The 18,034-nt window shown below is 41.6% G+C and carries 12 protein-coding genes; 3 read left to right on the top strand and 9 right to left on the bottom strand.

Annotated features, from left to right (window positions below):
* Positions 1-93: 93 nt before the first annotated feature.
* From fusA to rpsL, 3 genes are read right to left on the bottom strand one after another with little or no spacing between them, the layout of a single operon-like run.
* A complete protein-coding gene (gene fusA / locus ACKGJO_RS14065) occupies positions 94-2,232 on the bottom strand; it encodes an elongation factor G (protein ID WP_411324081.1) in 2,139 nt (712 codons plus the stop codon).
* A gap of 23 nt (positions 2,233-2,255) precedes the next feature.
* Positions 2,256-2,723: a 30S ribosomal protein S7 gene (gene rpsG, locus ACKGJO_RS14060; RefSeq protein ID WP_411324080.1), complete on the bottom strand. Its 468-nt coding sequence runs from the start codon at positions 2,721-2,723 to the stop codon at positions 2,256-2,258.
* 24 nt (positions 2,724-2,747) lie between these two features.
* Positions 2,748-3,122: a 30S ribosomal protein S12 gene (gene rpsL / locus ACKGJO_RS14055; RefSeq protein WP_395068687.1), complete on the bottom strand. Its 375-nt coding sequence runs from the start codon at positions 3,120-3,122 to the stop codon at positions 2,748-2,750.
* Between the two features lie 191 nt (positions 3,123-3,313).
* Between rpsL and recG the strand changes: the two genes are divergently transcribed.
* Positions 3,314-5,383 carry an ATP-dependent DNA helicase RecG gene (gene recG, locus ACKGJO_RS14050; RefSeq protein WP_411324079.1) on the top strand — a complete coding sequence of 690 codons (2,070 nt, stop codon included), beginning with the start codon at positions 3,314-3,316 and terminating at the stop codon, positions 5,381-5,383.
* Positions 5,384-5,398: 15 nt separating this feature from the next.
* On the opposite strand, the gene typA is transcribed toward recG, so the two are convergent.
* Entirely contained in the window at positions 5,399-7,219 is a 1,821-nt protein-coding gene (gene typA, locus ACKGJO_RS14045) for a translational GTPase TypA (protein WP_411324077.1), read from the bottom strand.
* Between the two features lie 230 nt (positions 7,220-7,449).
* On the opposite strand from typA, the gene ACKGJO_RS14040 reads away from it, so the two are divergent.
* The gene (locus ACKGJO_RS14040; RefSeq protein ID WP_411324076.1) at positions 7,450-8,409 is read left to right on the top strand and encodes a calcium/sodium antiporter; all 960 of its coding nucleotides are present in this window, start codon (positions 7,450-7,452) and stop codon (positions 8,407-8,409) included.
* A gap of 167 nt (positions 8,410-8,576) precedes the next feature.
* On the opposite strand, the gene ACKGJO_RS14035 is transcribed toward ACKGJO_RS14040, so the two are convergent.
* The gene (locus ACKGJO_RS14035; RefSeq protein ID WP_411324075.1) at positions 8,577-9,650 is read right to left on the bottom strand and encodes a hypothetical protein; all 1,074 of its coding nucleotides are present in this window, start codon (positions 9,648-9,650) and stop codon (positions 8,577-8,579) included.
* A 141-nt stretch (positions 9,651-9,791) separates the two neighbouring features.
* Here ACKGJO_RS14035 and ACKGJO_RS14030 point away from each other — a divergent pair, with 141 nt between their 5' ends.
* A complete protein-coding gene (locus tag ACKGJO_RS14030) occupies positions 9,792-10,568 on the top strand; it encodes an SDR family oxidoreductase (RefSeq protein ID WP_411324074.1) in 777 nt (258 codons plus the stop codon).
* Positions 10,569-10,602: 34 nt separating this feature from the next.
* On the opposite strand, the gene ACKGJO_RS14025 is transcribed toward ACKGJO_RS14030, so the two are convergent.
* From ACKGJO_RS14025 to ACKGJO_RS14010, 4 genes are all read right to left on the bottom strand, one after another.
* Complete coding sequence (locus ACKGJO_RS14025; protein ID WP_411324073.1) at positions 10,603-11,451, bottom strand: glycoside hydrolase family 16 protein; 849 nt, start codon at positions 11,449-11,451, stop codon at positions 10,603-10,605.
* 91 nt (positions 11,452-11,542) lie between these two features.
* The gene (locus tag ACKGJO_RS14020) at positions 11,543-12,994 is read right to left on the bottom strand and encodes a PKD domain-containing protein (RefSeq protein WP_411324071.1); all 1,452 of its coding nucleotides are present in this window, start codon (positions 12,992-12,994) and stop codon (positions 11,543-11,545) included.
* A 49-nt stretch (positions 12,995-13,043) separates the two neighbouring features.
* Positions 13,044-14,621: a RagB/SusD family nutrient uptake outer membrane protein gene (locus tag ACKGJO_RS14015; RefSeq protein WP_411324070.1), complete on the bottom strand. Its 1,578-nt coding sequence runs from the start codon at positions 14,619-14,621 to the stop codon at positions 13,044-13,046.
* Between the two features lie 31 nt (positions 14,622-14,652).
* Positions 14,653-18,030, bottom strand: coding sequence for a SusC/RagA family TonB-linked outer membrane protein (locus ACKGJO_RS14010; protein WP_411324069.1), 3,378 nt, complete (start codon positions 18,028-18,030; stop codon positions 14,653-14,655).
* Positions 18,031-18,034 lie beyond the last annotated feature (4 nt).

The following is an 18,034-nucleotide window of genomic DNA, read 5'->3' as shown; positions in this document are numbered from 1 at the left end:
GGCCTATCGTGCCTACGTTTACGTGGGGCTTATTCCGTTGAAAGGTCTCTTTTGCCATGATTATTTACTTTATACTTAGTGTTATTAATTTCTTTATGATTGCTTCTCAATGATTTCCTGAGCCAATGTCTCCGGAACTTCAATGTAGTCGTGGAACTCCATAGAGTACACCGCACGACCCTGTGTCAATGAACGAAGATCTGTAGAGTAACCGAACATTTCGGATAGCGGTACATGTGCTTTTACTACAGAGCCTTCTTTATTAGAATCCATACTTTGCATGATCCCCCTTCTACTGTTCAGGTCACCGATCACATCACCCATATATTCTTCAGGAGTAATGATCTCAACTTTCATAACAGGCTCGAGAATTTTAGGAGCAGCTTTTCTGGCTGCATTTCTGAAACCAAGCTTGGCACATAATTCAAAACTCAACTGATCTGAATCAACATCGTGATATGAACCATCTTTCAATGTGAATCCAACATTTTCAACAGAATAATTTGCCTGAATACCACTGTTAGTGGCTTCCTGAAAACCTTTCATCACTGATGGAATAAATTCACGTGGTATATTACCACCTACAATCTCATTAATAAAAATGAATCCCTCTTCACGAGTAATACGATCTTCGTTACCATCGTAATCTTCAAATTCACTAATAGGGCCCATTTCAAATGTAATATCAGCGAACTTACCTCGGCCACCGGTCTGTTTCTTGTAAATTTCTCGGTGTTCAACTGTCTTAGAAATTGTCTCACGATAAGATACCTGAGGAGCACCAACATTGGCCTCAACTTTAAACTCACGTTTTAAACGATCAACAATGATCTCAAGGTGAAGCTCACCCATTCCGGCAATGGTTGTTTGACCGGTTTCATGGTCAGTTCTAACCTGGAATGTCGGATCTTCTTCTGCCAATTTTTGCAGCCCGGTTGACAGCTTCTCTCCGTCAGCCTTTGTTTTAGGCTCAACGGCAAGTTTAATAACCGGTTCAGGAAATGTAATTTGTTCGAGTATTACAGGATGGTCTTCAGCGCAAATTGTGTCACCTGTGTGAACTTCTTTGATACCAATGATAGCAGCAATATCACCGGCCTGAATGTAATCCAGATCCTTTTTATCGTTGGCATGCATCTCAAGGAGACGCCCAACACGCTCTCTGTTTCCGGTCGAGGCGTTTAAAATGTAAGATCCCTTTTCTAAGCGTCCGGAATAAACACGCACAAAGGTCAACTTACCCACATAAGGGTCAGTCATGATCTTAAATGCAAGAGCAGAAAAAGGCGCATTTACATCAGGAGCCTTCTTAACCTCTTCTTCAGACTCAGGATCAATACCTTTTACCGGTGGAATATCAAGCGGGTTAGGCATGAAATCCAAAACACGGTCAAGCAACACCTGAACTCCTTTATTCTTAAGGGCAGTACCCAGCATTACAGGAGTAATATCTTTTGATATAGTTGCTTCACGAAGAGCAGAAATGATTTCCTCTTCAGAAATATCCTCTTCCATTAAATATTTTTCCATCAAAGAATCATCAACATCAGCAAGAGCCTCGATCATTTTTTGACGATACTCATTAGCCTTACCAACAAGGTCTTCCGGAATATCAACCACATCGTACTTAGCACCGAGAGACTCATCATCCCAAATGATTGCCTGCATATTAATCAAGTCAACTACACCCTGGAATTTATCTTCAGCACCAATTGGTATTTGAATAGGGATAGGATTTGCATTCAATTTCTCATCCAACTCCTCAATAACATTGTAGAAGTCAGCGCCAACCTTATCCATTTTATTAACAAAGGCCATACAAGGCACTTCATACTTATTAGCCTGACGCCAAACTGTCTCAGACTGAGGCTGAACCGCACCAACAGAATCAAGAACAAATACCGCACCATCCAGCACACGCAATGAACGCTCTACCTCTACAGTAAAGTCAACGTGACCGGGTGTATCAATAATGTTGATCCGGTGGTCTTTCCAAATACAATGAGTTGCAGCGGATTGAATTGTAATCCCTCTTTCCTGCTCTTGCTCCATCCAATCCATAGTAGCTGCGCCATCATGCACTTCACCCATGCGGTGACTACGACCGGTGTAAAACAAAATACGCTCGGTTACGGTTGTTTTACCGGCATCGATGTGAGCCATGATACCGATATTCCGTGTACGCCGGATCTTATCTAAAATTTTTGGATCTGTTTTTGTTGCTTCAGACATAATACTTGTTCAAATAATATTCTTTAAAATCTAAAATGAGCAAAGGCTTTGTTAGCGTCTGCCATTCTGTGTGTTTCATCTTTCTTGCGAACTGCACCGCCTTCATTATTAGAAGCATCGATCAGTTCTTTTGACAGACGAATTGACATTGATTTATCGTTTCTTGAACGGGAAGCCCTGATTAACCATCTCATGCCAAGTGCTGTACCTCGTTCCTGTCGCACCTCAATAGGTACCTGGTATGTTGCACCACCTACTCGTCTGGATTTAACTTCAACCACCGGAGTTGAGTTCTGCAGTGCATTCCGAAATATCTCAATTCCTGTTTCACCGGTTTTCTCTTCAATTACTTCAAATGCCTGATAAACAATCTTACGAGCAACATTTTTCTTGCCGTCTCGCATCAGGTTATTCACAAAGCGTGTTACCAGCTTATCCTCAAATATTGGATCTGGTTGTACATCTCGTTTGTCTGCTGTTTTTCTACGCATGCTCGATTAATCTTAAGTTCTTAGTTACCCTTTTGGCTTCTTAGTGCCATACAGACTACGGCTTTGGGTCCTACCCTCAACACCGGCTGTATCTAGTGTTCCTCTGATAATATGGTATCGAACACCAGGTAAATCTTTTACTTTACCTCCACGGATCAACACAATACTATGTTCCTGTAAGTTGTGACCCTCTCCCGGTATATAAGCCGAAACTTCTATGCCGTTGGTTAAACGTACACGAGCCACCTTACGCAAAGCCGAATTCGGCTTTTTAGGTGTTGTTGTGTATACGCGAGTACAAACACCACGCTTCTGCGGACAATTTTGCAGCGCAGGAGCTGTTGTTTTACTTACTTTACTTTTTCTACCTTTTCGTATGAGTTGTTGTATAGTTGGCACTGTTCAATTATTTGGTTATTGCCATCGAATCGAGAGCTTGCAAATATAGTAAACGTTCATGGACGAATGCAAAATATTTATACTAATTATTTCTTATTTCTCCGTATTGTCTGAAATATCGGTGATATTGGACGTTTCTTTCACATGAATCCGGATATTTAATGTATGTCCGATATATAACAATATATCAATTGAAATTAACAGATTTAAACAATTTAAGTACTAAAAGACTCGAAGCCCTAAATTCCGAGGGCATAAATACCGTTTTTGATCTGCTAAATTTTTTTCCCCGCAGATACCTCGACAGAAGTAACACTCAACAAATTAATCACCTTAAAGGAGCTGGTGAAGAAGTTACCGTAGCGGGGGAGATCACACAAATAAGCATGAACGGGTATGGAAAGAAGAAGAGACTTGAAGTGTTTATTAATGACGGCCATGGAGTTCTAAAGGGAGTGTGGTTCAGAGGTGCCGGATACTTTAAGCGCATTTTTAAAGAAGGTGAAACAGTGGCCTTTTTTGGGCAGGCCAAACGCTTCGGTAAAATGATCTCGATGGCTCACCCTGAAGTGGATAAGATCTCGACCGAAAGCGACCTTGAGGCTTTCTCAAAAATTGTACCCATTTATCCGGGCAGTATAAACCTTAGTAAAGCCCGCGTCACAAGTGGTATGATCCAAAACTGGATGAAACAGATCTTAAATCAAATTTCGATTTCAGAATACCTCCCTGATTCACTTCTTTCAGTTATGAAATTACCAGAACGCTCACAGGGATACCGAATGATCCACTTTCCTGATTCCCATAATGAACATAAGAATGCCCTGAACCGATTTAAATTTGAAGAATTATTTCTGTTTGAAATGAGTATGGAAAAAATCCACCATACTGTTAAGGAACGCGGGGCCGGACATTTATTCTCGGATACCGGGAATTTCACCAAGCATTATTTCAACGAACTGCTTCCTTTTGAGTTAACTGAGGGCCAAAAGTCATCTCTCTCTGAAATAAAGAACGATGTGCGTTCTGGTAAACAAATGAACCGACTCATTCAAGGAGATGTAGGTGCAGGAAAGACGATCGTAGCCATTGGCGCTATGCTTATGGCACTTGATAATGGGTTTCAGGCAGCCTTCCTGGCTCCCACTGAGATTCTTGCCGAGCAACATTACCGTACGCTTACCGAGCATCTTAAAAAACTGGACATTAACATCCGGCTGCTTATCGGCTCACAAAAGAAAGCTTTACGTACTGATATACTTACGGACATTGAAGGCGGAAATGCTCAAATTGTTGTAGGAACCCACGCTATCATTCAAGATCAGGTTCGGTTTAACAACCTGGGACTTGCAGTAATTGATGAACAACATCGTTTTGGGGTTAAACAACGGGCGGATTTACTGAACAAGGGTGACCATCCACATATGTTAGTTATGAGTGCCACACCCATCCCGCGCTCACTCGCAATGACCGTTTATGCGGATCTCGATGTCTCCGTAATAAAAGATATGCCTGCCGGACGTAAACCGATTAAAACGGCGATACGGTCCGACAAAAAAAGAGAAGATGTTATGAATTTCGTCAGACAGGAAGTTCAGGATGGTGGACAGGTATATGTTGTTTATCCCCTGGTGGAAGAATCTGAGGCATTGGACTTAAAGGATGCTACGGCCGGATTTGAAAGGCTCAAAAAACGTTTTCCTGAATTCAGGATCGGTTTATTGCATGGACGTATGAAAACTGAGGAAAAGGATGCTGTTATGAAGAAGTTCATTAGTAATGAGATTCAAATCCTTGTTTCCACGACTGTGATTGAGGTGGGTGTTGATGTATCCAATGCTTCGGTTATGATCATTGAACATGCCGAACGGTTTGGACTTTCGCAGCTTCATCAGCTACGTGGAAGGATCGGCCGTGGTGATCGGCAAAGTTATTGTATCCTGATGCCTGATGTTAAGGTGAGTAAATCAGGTACCTTCCGACTTAAAACCATGGAGGAAACCAACGATGGTTTTCGCATAGCAGAAGCCGATCTTAAATTGCGTGGACCCGGTGATTTTCTCGGGACTAAGCAAAGTGGCCTTCCGGACTTTAAATTTGCTGATATTGTAGAAGACCAATTCTTGCTTGCTCAGGCCAAGGAAAAAGCCAGTAAACTACTGGAAAGTGACCCTGAACTTAAAACACCCGAAAACCATGACCTGGCTAAAGCTTTCAAGCCCTATTTTGAGGAAAAGGTCAAGTTTTATGGGTTGGGGTAAACACTTATAAAGTGTTTATACCCCTGCTTTCTTCTTCTCTTCTCTCTTGCGATCATTATGGTCAAGGAATGTTTTTCTGATACGTAATGCTTTTGGCGTTACTTCCAGAAGTTCATCATTGTCAATGAACTCAATACATTGCTCGAGGCTCAGTTTTCTGGCCTGGCTGATCTTAACTGCATCTGAGGTCTGAGTAGCACGATGATTGGTCAGGTTTTTCTTCTTCACCACATTTACCACCATGTCATCGCTGCGCTTGTTTACGCCAACAACCTGTCCCATATAAACGGGATCTCCCGGCTCAACAAAAAACTCACCTCTGTCCTGAACTCCTTCAAGAGCATAACCGGTCACATCACCCTGCTCAAGTGCGATCAAGGCTCCACGGTTCCTTCCCGGTATCTCACCGGCATATGGTTCATAACCATCAAACTGCTGGTGCATGATACCGGTACCACGTGTTTCGGTTAACATTTCACCCCGGAATCCGATCAACCCTCGGGAAGGAACACGAAATTCAATTCGATTATTTTCCCCTTCCTGGCTCATGGAAGTCATGATCCCTTTTCTCTTTTGCAGATTATCGATCACGCGATTGCTGTAATCTGTTTGAACATCCACAACCACTTCTTCAACCGGTTCATGTACGGCGCCATCCACTTCCTTGAAAAGTACTTCAGGGCGAGATACAGAAAACTCAAAACCTTCACGGCGCATAGTTTCTATCAAAATAGCCATCTGTAATTCACCGCGACCGGATACTTTATAGATATCAGGACTTTCAGTAGGTTCTACCCGCATAGCTACGTTTGTACGAACTTCTTTATTCAGGCGATCTTTCAGCTGATTTGAAGTCACATAATCTCCTTCTTTACCTGCAAACGGAGAATTATTTACCCGGAAATACATGGCAATGGTTGGCTTGTCTAGATCTACATACTCCAGCGGAGTCATATCCGCAGTATCAGTCAAGGTATCTCCGACATTTACTTCCTCATAACCTGCAAGGGCTATTATGTCACCTGCCACTGCAGTCTCAACCGGCTCGCGCTGTAATCCGTTAAACGTATATAGTTTTGTGGCACGGGCTTTTTCTCTCACCTCACCTTTGCCGTTCATAAGTGCAACTTCCTGACCAATTTTAATTGTGCCCTGCTCTATCCGCCCAACGGCTATCCTGCCTACATAATCATTCCAGTCAATACTGCTGACCAGCATCTTAAATTTTGCATCAGTGTTTTGCTCCGGTGCAGGAACATGCTCTACTATCCTGTCAAGAAGCGGAGAAAGGTCTTCATCTTCATCTTCCAGATTTTCTTTCGCAATACCGTTCACGGCAACTGCATATAGTACCGGAAAATCGAGTTGCTCATCAGTTGCGTCCAGCATAACAAACAAGTCAAATATCTCATCCAAAACGGCATCAGGACGGGCATCTTTACGGTCGATCTTATTGATCACAACTATTGGTTTATAACCCAGACTCAATGACTTCCTAAGTACAAATTTAGTTTGAGGAAGCGGGCCTTCGGCAGCATCCACCAAAAGGATCACACCATTCACCATCTTTAAGATTCGCTCCACCTCTCCGCCAAAATCGGCGTGACCTGGCGTATCAACGATATTGATCTTAGTCCCTTTCCATTTAACGGCTGTATTTTTGGAACTGATGGTAATCCCGCGTTCTTTTTCAAGATCGCCGGAATCCATTACTCTCTCTTCTACCTGCTGATTCTCTCTAAAGGTACCGCTCTGTTTTAGAATTTGATCTACGAGCGTAGTTTTGCCATGATCTACGTGGGCAATGATGGCAATATTTCTTAAATCTTGTGACATGTAATTATGTAAAACCTGTTATTTTAAAATGAACTTGCCGACCGGTTGGTTTGTCTATTATTGATGACAAGGGATAAGTAAATTAGCTGATAGGTAATAAATTAAATTACCTTTACTTCTCATATCCAAATTACCGAAAAACAGCAAGCCTTAAATATACGGGTTATTTAGTCAATTCCGTATTATTAAATAAATAATTGTTTTAAACCATCCTTTAACCGCTGTAAATAATGACTGTACTTTTAATTTGGCTCACACTTGGACTTATCTTTTTGATAAAGGGGGCAGATCTTTTAGTTGATGGAGCTTCCGCCCTGGCAAGAAAGTTCAACGTTTCGGACCTGGCCATTGGCTTGACTGTGGTAGCTTTTGGGACTTCTGCGCCAGAGCTCGTAGTCAATGTCATGGGTGCTATCGACGGGCATAACGAGATCGTTTTTGCCAATGTTATTGGTAGTAATAACTTTAACCTGTTAGCAATTCTGGGTATAACCGGACTTATTACCCCTCTTATTGTTCAGTCAAGTACGGTTTGGAGAGAAATTCCCATATCCTTTTTCGCGATTATTTTACTTTTCTTTCTCACAAATGATCTTTGGTCTTCCAATTCGTCCTTACTGAGCAGATCAGATGGTTTGATATTATTGATCCTGTTCATAGGTTTTCTTTTCTATGTGTACAAACAACTATCAAATGACACTGCGACTTCGGTTGAAAACCAAATCCATTTATCACAATTCAAGATCTGGAGCTTTATTGTTATCGGTTTGGCCGGATTGGTTTTAGGAGGAAATCTGGTGGTTGAGAATGCTATCGAAATTGCTGACATGCTTGGTGTCAGTGAAAAGATCATTGGGCTCACTATCATTGCCGCAGGCACCTCTCTTCCTGAACTTGCCACATCTGTTTTGGCCGCATTCAAAAAGAATACTGACATAGCCGTTGGTAATATTATTGGTTCAAACATCTTTAACATTTTCCTGATCCTTGGTGTAAGCTCACTCGTAAAACCAATTCATTACAGCCCTTCTTTCAACTCAGAAATGTATTTACTAGCGGGTGGCACGATGCTTCTCTTTATTGGAATGTTCACAGGCAAAAAGAAAAAATTGGACAGATGGGAAGCAGCGTTATTACTGCTGATATTTTTTGTTTATACGGGATATCTAGTTGCCGGGGAAGTTTGGTAGTTACGATAATATATTTAACTATTTAGATCCTTGGACCGAACGCTATAAGGACCTGAAGAACGCTCATGGCTTCTAAAATTTTTATTATGTTAGTAGAAACCTTACAGTGCCTAGAAGCGCCTGTGAGCTTTATACTACAGGTATTGGAAGCACGCTCATTCACAGACTTAAAATCGGATCTCACCAATTAGTTCAATTCTACTAAAATCAACCGGATCGAAAACAGCCCTGGATTCTCTATGGCTGAAATCCAGCATTATCTTGGATCTGTCTTGGAAAATATAAGCAAGGCCAACAACACTCTCCACGACGATCCATCGCCGTCTATCTTTATCCACCATTTGTTCCGTTCGGCCTGTCAGGAATACAGGAATCTTCTTTATGGGTTGAATTTCTCCAAACACGCTCCATCCCTGGAAATCGTATGCCGGATATGGAGAGACGATATCCTCGAACCTAATGTCATCAGTTGATTCAAAACCTTGAACTACTGTATTGAATCTTAACGATTCATAAGTTAATGCTGCACCATAAAGATTAAAATCAGGATTTGTCTCAGAATTACCTTTCCCAATTGCTCCAAATGCTGTTAACTGAAGACCAGGCAGGAACGCTGCGGCGGGACGTAAACTCAGCCTGCCTTCTACAACTTTATTATTATTTTTTTCTAAAGATGAATATCCCCCACCATTGTAAATCCCAACGGAAAAACTACCATAGCTGCTATTGTTAGAAGTCAACCCCGGCTCAGCCAAACTTTTACCAAATCCAGTCTCAAAAACGATTCCATAATCTGCTGATGGTAAGAAATCATTTTGATCTAAGAACATACTTTTCTGGGATCTGTAGTCATTAATTTCCTGCTCAAAACTGATCCATGGGCGCCTTGTTACACCAGCTGATAGAACAGGTTCATTAAAAAGCCCAATACTTTGAATATCATATTCTACAAAGGCATACTTCAGACGAAGTTCAATATCACCTATTCCATCACCCTCCCTATCAATGGTCACATCTTGGGTTAAACGCGCATTTAGTCCTTCAGCCAGTTTATGCCTAAAATTTACGTAACCTCTTTTTATGGTAAACTGATTTTGAAAGGAGTTACCCGTAATATCGTGCTCGAATGAGAGAAACATGACTCCATCAATTCTGAAGTTATTGGTAACATTTTGTGCCTGTGTAAAGTTAAAACACAGGCACACAAGCATAGTTATCACTATAATTGTGACCTTTTTCATTCTAATTTATATTTTAATATGTATGCTGATCCTTTGCCTACAAATTAAAAGTTAATTAAGTCTCTTTCCTGCAATATTTTAATGAACGTTAAATAAGACCTCTTGTTTGTTTTAAAAACCCCTAATCTAATTATTCAACTTATGGATCTTAAAATTTCTGATCAGCGTTTTATAGTATGTGGAGCCTCAAGCGGTTTCGGAGAAGCCATCGCACGACAACTCTTAAAGGAAGGCGCGAGTGTGATTTTAGTAGCTCGCCGGGGTGATATGCTGCAAGATAAATTCATTCATTTTAAAGAGCAGACTGAAATTATAGAAGGCAGTTTAATTTACAGTGAAACACTGGATAAGATCGAGCAGTCAGTTGAAACCAAAGAAACTCACGGTATCGTTTTTAATGCCGGAGGGCCTCCAACCGGGACACCTTTAGATACCTCTATGGATGACTGGGATTCTTCCTGGAAACTGGTCATGCGCTGGAAGATCGATCTGGCACTGAGACTGGCTCCATACTTCAAAGAAAAGGGATATGGAAGAATGGTTTTTATTGAAAGTCAGTCTGTTAAACAACCTTTACCTTCACTCACATTGAGTAACAGTTTTAGAGCGGGCGTAGTAGGGTTTGTCAAAACCTTGGCACTGGAAGTAGCCAGATCTGGAGTGACAGCAAATGTGCTCGCCCCAGGTTCACACCAAACCCCGGCCATAGAACGAGTTATCCAAAAGAACAAAGCCTCCCTTGATATCAGTTTTGAAGAAGCCAAAGAAAGAATGGAAGAGGATATACCGGTTGGACGAATGGGAAAAGCTGAGGAATTTTCCTCATTGGCAACATGGTTGCTATCCCCACATTCCGGTTACGTAACGGGTCAGACCATCAGTCACGATGGAGGAAGTATTAAAGGCTTGTTTGGTTGATCACTGTTAAATGACCAAAATAAGGCTACCTTATTTAATTCTTGTAGACCCTTACATAATCGACGATCATGTTTGCTTCTGTTAGGTCAGGATGGATACCGTTTCTGTTATCGCCTGTTTCATATTGTGGGTCACTGCCCCAATTACCACCCATAGCTACGTTCAGAATAATGAAAAAATCATTATTGAAAGGCCAGGTTTCAGCAGTTTTTGAAGAAGGACTATAGATATAGAAAGTTTCGCCGTCTACCTTAAACGTCATGCTTTCCGGAGTCCATACAAGTTCATATACATGAAATTCTGAATTATAATCAGGGACCGTTATATGATCAGAATTCTGAGTGTTCCCATGGCTTGAAGGGGTATGCAGTGAACTGTGAACAATTCCGGGATCTTTCCCAACGTGTTCCATAATATCAATTTCACCGGATTCAGGCCAACCCTCTGTATCTATATCTGAACCGAGCATCCATATAGCGGGCCATGTACCTATACCTTCTGGCAGTTTTGCTCTCGCTTTAACCGTTACGTATTTAAACTCTTTCAGTCCCTTAGTTTTAATCCGCGCTGAGGTCCATTCTCCATTTTCCTTTAAGGCAGTTATTATCAGGTTGCCATTTTCAACCCGAACATTCTCAGGATCATCGGTATAATATTGCTCTTCATTATTACCCCAACCCCATTCACCATGACCAATATCGTAGGTCCAGTTGTTTGAGTTAGGAGTTCCGTTATCCGAAAACTCATCTGACCAGATCAACTCTCCGGCCTGAAGGGTATCTGTGGGATCCGTTTCATTGTAATCAAAACTATCAACGGTATTATCTGTACTGCAATTTGTCAAATTAACTAGCAGGAATAGAGTTAAGGCTAATAGACTCATTATTTTGGTGCTTTTTAACATCTGTTTAATTTTTGGATATAAAAAAAGGAAGGAAGCTAACACTTCCTTCCTTAACTACTATTTACTAATACTATTGTGCTGCAGTTAGTTGGAAGTCATCTATAAAGAATATGCCAGGCATACCGTGTGCTTCACTGCCTATTTGAACGACAACACGGTCGAAGTCTTCTCTATCACTGACACCGCTAAAATCAAACTCTAACTCTACCCAGGTATCAGTTTGTGATACAGGTTGAATTATAGTTTCCTGTGTTGTCCAAGCATCACCGCCCAAATCGGATGCGTTATGTAATTTAACTTCAACTTGCTTGGCAAGGTAGTCATGAGGTGCCCAATCAGGCGCATTTGGATCCGTAGTTGTATAGTCATTGTAAGAAGGCATGTATACCTTTAGTTTAATCAAACTACGCTCATTTAAGTTGAGTTCGTAACCCAAATCAAAGTAAACGTTATCAAACGCCCATGTTTCATTGCTCTTAGTGTATTTGGCTACTTTTCCAGAGGTATTGATAGGTATCGGCGCTGGATTATCATAGTTCTCGTTGAAACCTTCAACCTGATCCGTAACCCAATTGACATTTCCTTCCTCGTCAAAATTATCAATTAACTCCTCAGAAGTATATTCCCTTGGTTCAACCGGATAAGTATACCCCTCCGGGATCAGTGTATGATACCAAATGATTTCATTTCTTGGATCAAAGTATCGCAGAGACATAAAGTTTTCTGTCAATTCCAGTATCTGATAGGTATTTGCACCTGCATAAAAACCTATAAATGTAGGGTCTGACACTTTCAGGAATAAATCTCCGTTATCGTCTTCAATTAAATTAAATGTTTGATTTTCAGGAGCGGTCCAGGGTGCCATTAAATCAGCTCCATCTGGGGGGACAGTGGTATTATCAAATTCGTCGTCATATGCAGCATTTAAGAACACATCACCGTTTGTTTCCATATCGAACGAAAAACCGTCCAGTTTGAAAGTATATCGGTCATTATATAGACCTGAACCAGTTTTAGCTTCTGGCGGTGCAGCCCACCATTCTGGCCAATAACTCGTAGTTGGACCGACACCCATGTGGCCGGCTTGTGTACTATCGATTACCCATGTTTTCCCCCCAACATTATCAACACCACCTGTTAGAAGATTAAGATTTGGGTCATCAAGCATATCAAAATTTGTTGCTGCAATAGATACTGAATCTATATTCATTGCCTGTCCTGATGGCGTAAATATAGTTAATGAAATAGTATAAACACCCTCTAGTGGGTATTCTCCAGTTACCTCATCACCCTCTTTACTTTGGCCATTACCAAGATCCCAAACCGCTCTAAAGCTTTCGGAGGTATTGGTAAAATGGATGATATTCGCATTTTCTGCATCCGGTTCAGCTTCAAAAGTAACGCTTTCCGAAGTCGGTGCGGGATCCAGTGATGGATCAGACGACATCTGTGGTTCACATGCTACCAATCCAAACAGCAGCAGTACCGGTACTATCCATTGTGTTTTTGTTAGTGTTCTCATAATGATAATGGTTCAGGTTATGAATATTCTTTAGTTAATCAAATTCGGATCAATTATAACCCGCGTTCTGTTGCAGTACGCCGTTTGAAATATCGATCTCTGTTTGAGGTATTGGGAACAAGCCCTGTTTAGCTGTCTCATAGGTTATCTCGAAATCTGGAGCATCACCTACATATCCGGGTTTTACTTCTCCCTGAACAGAAATATTCTGCTCAGCCTCTTGCTGACCATATCTCTGCAGGTCCCAATAACGGTGGCCTTCAAGAGCCAGCTCTATTCTACGTTCTTTCTTTATATTCTCCATCGTCGGGGGTACCGTTGGTAGTCCAACGCGTGATCGCACGCGGGTCAAGTAATTTTCTGCAGTGGTAGCATTATTATTCTTCAAATGAAGCTCAGCTCCCATCAATAATACATCTGAGAAGCGAATAACACGGTAGTTGTTACCCCAGTTAAGTTCCAGCTGCCCATCTGATGGCTCATAGGACTTATGTGTAGTATATTTTTGGGTAAATTTACCGGTGTGCTGATATCCTACTGTAATTCCCGCATTAAGCTCGCTTTCGAAAAGTATGGTTGCTTCGAGCCTCGGATCATTTGGATCAAAAGCAGTAAGCAGCTCTTCTGTAACAGGTGAAAAACTCCAACCCCTCTGGTAATCTTCATTAGCAGGCTCATCTACACGAGGTCCTTGCATTTGTGGTGCCATATTACCTTCACCACCTTGAATGAATCCCCAATCCCACCATGGTCTTGAGTCTGAATAAGCGATCTCAAAAACAGATTCGTTACTGAATTCAAAATCAGGTTTGAAGTTATCTTCATAGTTAGACAATAGGTCATGACCACTTTGATTGATCACGCTATCTATCATTGTGATAGCAAAAGATCTGTCTATGGTTTGATTGCCTGCCGGAAGATCTTCACCGAATACATCTGAGTAGTAAAGATAAACTTTAGCCAGCAAAGCCTGACCTGCCCATTTACTTACCCTGCCTTGCTCGTTTGCCTGGATCGTTACCGGAAGATGCGGAACAGCTTCAGCGAGGTCTTGAGCTATCTGAGAAAATACATCAGAAGGATCGGCCTGTGGCTGGTTATACTCATCCGGGTTGTCAAGTGGCTCTGTAATGAGAGGTACATTTCGGAAAAATCGTACAAGATCGAAATAGAAATAGGCTCTCAAGAATTTTGCTTCTGCCATAGTTCGATCTAAGAACGCCTGATCGGCCTCAAGATCTTCTACTTCTGTCAGATATTTGTTAGCTCGGTAAATTCCGGTGTAATATTTTTGCCATAATCCATGCACCTCACCATTGGTTGTACGAATATCATGTTTGTCAACCTCAATGATATTCGGCGCATCATTACGGCTAGCGCCACCGGCATATACATCGTCCGAAGCAATATCGCTTAGCATTTCCGGTACATGAAAACCTACTACGGTATTCCATTGCAGGACATCATATATAGCTACCAATGCCTCTTGTGCATCTTGTTCTGTTTGGTAGAAATTTGATTCTACTCTTTGGTCGAGGGGTTCTTCATTTAAGAAGCTGTCACAACTGCTTATGAAAACAGTGGAAGCTACAACCAAGAACGCTGATAAAGTCTTTAAGTATTTCATGATCATGAATGTTTAAGGGTAGAAATATCCGTTAAAATGTAATGTTGACGCCGATTCGGAAACTGCGAGCCTGTGGATACACACCACGGTCCACACCAACACTAAGTGGGGAGGCAGATCCTATTTCAGGATCAAAACCGCTGTAGCCTGTCAAGGTGAATAGATTGTCCGCCGACAAATATATTCGTGTATTAGTCAGGCTTAATCGGTCAAGAATACCTTGAGATAGATTATATCCAACCTGCACATTCTTAACTCTCAGATAAGACCCGTCTTCCACATATAGATCTGAGATCTTAGACCAGTTACCATTTGCATCATTCCAGGTAAACCGAGGCAACTCATTTGAAGTACCAGGACCCGTCCATCTTTCAAGGTATGAAGCCGGCATGTTAGACATTGTGAGGTCATGACGACGGGTTGCGTTAAAGATGTCGTTACCCACTGTTCCCTGTAAGAACAGTGACAGATCGAACTGCTTATAGTTGGCTCCAAAGTTGGCACCAAAGGTCAGGTCAGGAGTTGGGTTGCCGATCATTGTTCGGTCACCGTCATCGATCTGACCATTTCCATTAAGATCTCTGAATATGACATCACCCGGCGAAGCGTTCGGTTGGATCAAATTACCTTGTCCATTCACGTAGCTATCAACCTCTTGTTGTGTCTGGAAAATACCGTCAGTTTCATATCCCCAGAAGTAACCGATAGGGAAACCTTCCTCGGCACGGGTAACAATACCATAAGTTGCAAAACCGGTACCAATTATCACTCCTTCTGCATTCCCGATGTGAGTAACCTCGTTGCTGTTGAATGCAAAATTAAGACCTACGTTGTAATTAAACTCATTGGTGTAGTCTCTGTAGTCGACACTTAACTCAAAGCCTTCGTTTTTAACGCTACCACCGTTAACGATTGGCGCGCTGTTGCCAACATGTCCGGGTATGGGAGCTCTTACCAACAATCCTTTGGTTTCTTTTTGATAGTAATCTGCAGCCAGGATCAATCTGTCCTGCCAAAAGCCTACATCAACACCAAAATTAAGTTGTTCTGAAGTTTCCCATTTAAGATTTGGGTTAGGCACACTGGATGGGATCGCACCGGTAGTAAATGTTTCATTAGACCCGAAGCTATAACCATAACCTGTTGCAATAGTCGAAGTATAGGCAAAGTTACCTATGTTCTGATTACCGTTTTGTCCCCAAGAGGCTCTTAACTTCAACAGATTGATATCATCCATGTCATCCATAAATGATTCATTACTCGCCACCCAACCAAGAGATACAGAAGGGAAGACAGCATATCTATTATTGGATCCAAATTTTGAAGAACCATCAACCCGGACTATACCGGTAATCAAATATGTTTCATCAAAATTATAACTTGCCCGACCGAAATAAGAGAGTAATTTCTCATTAAAAGCTCCACCGGTGGCTCGCATTGACTCTTCATTTGAAGCTACATTAAGCCATGCATTGGAAGCGTCAGACATCAATAAGTTCGATTTTGAGCCAAATAGGTCTTCATAATGTACTTTTTGAGCAGAAATACCACCCAGCAAAGTTATATTATGGTTACTGAAAGTATTCTCGTAACTCACGGTGTTCTCAGAGTTCCAGGTATACCAGCGACTCTCAGATTTACTTACTAAAGATTCACTGTTTGTTTGCGCAGAATTCAGATAGAATGTTGGCACATAATTATCGCCTCTAACAAAGGCTGCGTCAATACCGAAGCTACTTCTGACTACAAGGTTTGGCATGACCTCATACTCAGCAAACAGGTTATTCACCAGTTTGTCGACCTGGGTTTCACCATATGTTACAGCCAGCCTGGCAAGTGGGTTTACGATCTCCTGTGTTACGTAATTTGAAATACCGTAATAAAGACCCTCATCATTTTGAACGGCGTTACTGGGATAGCTTTGAAGGTCATTGGGATCCGTCTCAAAGAGTGGTGTCAAAGGATCCATATTCAAGGCGTTACTCAATGGAGAACCCCATTCACTATTACTTAGTACAGCATTTCGATTTATTCGGCTATAGTTGAAACTGTTCCCAAATCTGAATACCTCGCTTACTTTATTATCTAGTTTCAAATTAAAGGTATTACGATTGAACTGAGATTTTTCTCCTCCAATAATTCCTTCCTGAGAGAAGTACGAGATACCGGTTGAATACTGTGTACGTTCATTACCACCTGAAATAGTGATCATATGATTCGTCATTGGTGCATTGTCATTAAAGACAGCATCTTGCCAATCAGTTCCACCTGAAACCTGAGGATCAATTGGGAATGGCATGCTGACACCTGCATAAGAAGCACCCTCGTTCATCATTACCATATACTGACGGGCATCCAGCATATTGATCTTTTTCCAAGCATTTTGAATACCTGCATAACCTTCGTAAGTAACGTTAGTTACATCAGGCTGTCCTGATTTCGTAGTGATCAAAACCACGCCATTGGCAGCACGAGCTCCGTAAATGGCTGCAGAGGCCGCATCTTTAAGAACCTGCATAGACTCAATTGACCCGGGATTCAGATAATCAATTCCACTTACCGGCATGCCGTCTACAACAAACAAAGGATCTGCACTTCCTGTAGTACCGGCTCCACGAATCCTAATGGTTGGCGCTTCACCCGGTTGCCCGGATTGATTTGCTACAAATACACCCGCCGTTCTACCCTGTAAAGCTTGTTCTACCCGAAGAACTGGAGTGTCATTAATACTTTCTGAGCTGATAGAAGAAACAGATCCCGTGATCTCACTTCTTCGCTTGGTTCCATAACCGACAACAATAAGTTCATCAGATTGCAGAACAGAAGGTGTCAGTGCTACATTTATAACACTTCTTCCATCTACCGGAACCTCTGTTGTATTAAAACCAAGGTAAGAGAATACCAAAGTATCCTGTGCTTCGGCCGTCAGAGTGAAACTGCCATTTAGGTCTGTAGCTGTTCCTCTTGTAGTGCCTTTAATAAGAATATTAACTCCGGGGAGCGTTTCTCCGTTTTCAATATCAGTAACGCGCCCTCTAACTGTATCAGCTACAGCAATAGCGGGTGTTACAGGTTTAGCTCCTGATATAACATAAACACGATCGCCAAGATACTTCGATTCTAAATTGTGTGGAGTCAGCAGTATCTGGAGCTTGTCTGACAAGCTTCCCTCCAGATCTACATTGTTGTGACTTTTACCCTCTATCAAGTTTGTCTTATAGAAAAAGACAACGTTGTAAGCGCTTTCCAAACTCTTTAAACTTTTTTTAAGGGAAATCGTCTCTTCAGATTTCTGACTATGATCGGCACTTTTGTTATAAGCAAATTGTGCTTTTTGTGCGGCCCAAGTTGTACCCATGCTGCAAAATGCAAATAGTAAAACTAACAGGGTGAATCTTTTAGCTTTCATATCG

This window comes from Gracilimonas qinghaiensis (assembly GCF_046602855.1).
Classification (GTDB): Bacteria; Bacteroidota; Rhodothermia; order Balneolales; family Balneolaceae; genus Gracilimonas.
Note: the sequence above shows the minus strand (reverse complement) of the source record. Positions and strands in the feature narration are given on the sequence as shown.